This window comes from Salinisphaera sp. (genome assembly GCF_035690525.1).
In the GTDB taxonomy this organism is placed as follows: domain Bacteria; phylum Pseudomonadota; class Gammaproteobacteria; order Nevskiales; family Salinisphaeraceae; genus Salinisphaera.
In genome coordinates this window covers 1-2260 of record NZ_DASSKM010000013.1, presented here as the reverse complement: position 1 = coordinate 2260, position 2260 = coordinate 1, and the positions used below count along the sequence as shown (strand labels likewise).

At 61.3% G+C, this 2260-nt stretch carries 1 protein-coding gene and 1 rRNA gene; both read left to right on the top strand.

Annotation, left to right across the window (positions count from 1 at the left end; translation table 11 throughout):
- Positions 1–383 precede the first annotated feature (383 nt).
- Positions 384–1595 carry a tyrosine--tRNA ligase gene (gene tyrS / locus VFJ08_RS00875; protein WP_324994186.1) on the top strand — a complete coding sequence of 404 codons (1212 nt, stop codon included), beginning with the start codon at positions 384–386 and terminating at the stop codon, positions 1593–1595.
- A gap of 525 nt (positions 1596–2120) precedes the next feature.
- Positions 2121–2260: ribosomal RNA gene (locus tag VFJ08_RS00870) — 16S ribosomal RNA — on the top strand; the annotation flags it as partial.

Sequence of the window (2260 nt, the reverse complement as noted above, 5' to 3'; positions counted from 1 at the left end):
TCGGGCGCGGTGCAATACCACGCAAGAGCGGCTACCGCCGGAACCAATGCAATAGGCGCCCAGCGACGGCGCCGGCCCGGCGATATCTGAGGCGTCTCGCGCAGCCACAGATAATCCCGATCGACAAACTTGCCCATAGATGCCCCACCCCGAGCGTAATGCCGGCGCGCTCGGCCCCCATGCCGCGCTGCCGGAATCGACCTAAAAAAGCACAAACACGGGCACTTGGCAACTCCGGCATACCGGCAGATGTGGATCTCGGGCGGCCGACCGGGCCGGCACGGCGCACCGCTGCATCAAGCCCGCCTTTATGTCGGTCGCACAAAACGCCGACACGCCCTAGACTTGGCGCGCAATATAAGAGCAACCACACGGAGCAGGCGTTGACGAGTCAAGACTGGGCCGAGATTGTCCGCGGCGCGGGCGAAATCATTCCGGAAGCGGAATTTCGCGAGCGCTTCGAAAAAGCGAGCGCCGGCGGCGAGCGGCTGGTGATCAAGGCCGGCTTCGATCCGACCGCGCCCGATCTGCATCTCGGCCACACGGTGCTGCTTAACAAGCTGCGCTGGTTCCAGGACATGGGCCACGACGTGGTGTTCTTGATCGGCGACTTCACCGGCATGATTGGCGATCCCACCGGCAAGAACGTCACCCGCAAGCCGCTCACCGAAGCTGAAGTCGCCGCCAACGCTCGAACCTACGAGGCCCAAATCTTTCGAATCCTGGATCGCGCGCGCACGCGCGTGGTATTCAATTCGAGTTGGCTGAACGCGTTTTCGGGCGCGGACATGATCAAGCTCGCGGCCACGCACACCGTGGCGCGCATGCTCGAACGCGACGATTTTAATAAGCGCTATCGATCCAACCAGCCGATCGCGATTCACGAATTCCTGTACCCGTTGCTACAGGGTTACGACTCGGTTGCGCTCGAGGCCGATCTCGAACTCGGCGGCACCGATCAGAAGTTCAACCTGTTGATGGGGCGCCACTTGCAGCAGATCTACGGCCAGAAGCCGCAGGCGGTGCTGACCATGCCGCTGTTGGAAGGCCTGGACGGCGTGCACAAAATGTCCAAGTCGCTTGATAACTATGTCGGAATCGACGAGGCGCCGAGCGAGCAATACGGCAAGCTGATGTCGATTTCGGACGACCTGATGTGGCGCTACTTCGAACTGCTCTCGTTCGAGCCGGCCGACAAGCTGGCCGAATATCGCCGGGCGGTCGATACGGGCGCCAATCCGCGCGACTACAAGTACAAGTTGGCCGGCGAGATCGTGGCACGGTTCCACGGCGAGCAGGCCGCCGCCGATGCGCATGAGGCCTTCGTATCGCGCTTTCGTCAGGGCGCGGTGCCGGAGGATCTGCCGGTGACTACGATAGCCGCGGACGCCGGCGGCCTGCAGATGGCGGCGCTTCTGGTCGCGGCCGGCCTGACCCAGAGCAACGGCGAAGGCATGCGCCTGATCAAGCAGGGCGCGGTACGTCTGGACGGGGAGCCGGTCAAGGATGCCAAGCGGGTGTTGCATCCGGGGCAGAGCGGCCTGATTCAGGTCGGCAAGCGTCGGATTGCGCGCGTGACGATCGAAACGGACTGACCGGCCGGGCTATGGTCTTTGTGTGACGGGCGTTTTGCGCCGGTTGCAGAACTATTTTAAGAAATTCGTTGACACCCACCGCCCAGCCCCTAGAATGCGCCCTCTCGCACCCGGGTGCTTGGGTACACGGTTGCGGGGCAGAAATACGGTGCCATTGTTCAACGACGGTGCCGGAGTTCGGGCGACAGGTTTGGCGGAAAAGCGCTTGCTTCAAACGCTGGATTTATCGCAGACTGGAGAGCCGTTCGAGGGCGGTTTTCGGGTCGAGCCAGCCGCGTTCGGACGGAACGAAAAAGCGGTTGACAGCATCTTAAGGGGGCGTAGAATACGCGCTCTCGCAACGCTTCCAGCCGCAAGACTTAAAGTCCCGGCGGCAAGCCGAGCGCAGCTCTTTAACAAAACGTAAGTGACTTGTGTGGGTGCTCCTATGGGGTGGCGACAAAGCCAAGCCCTATAGAGCATCCAAAGCATCAAGCTTGGGATGACTCGCACGATTGGATCAATCGTGCACCAGTTGCAGTAATTAAACTGGAGAGTTTGATCCTGGCTCAGATTGAACGCTGGCGGCAGGCCTAACACATGCAAGTCGAGCGGCAGCAGCACCAAGCTTGCTTGGTGGCTGGCGAGCGGCGGACGGGTGAGTAACGCGTAGAAATCTACCTTTC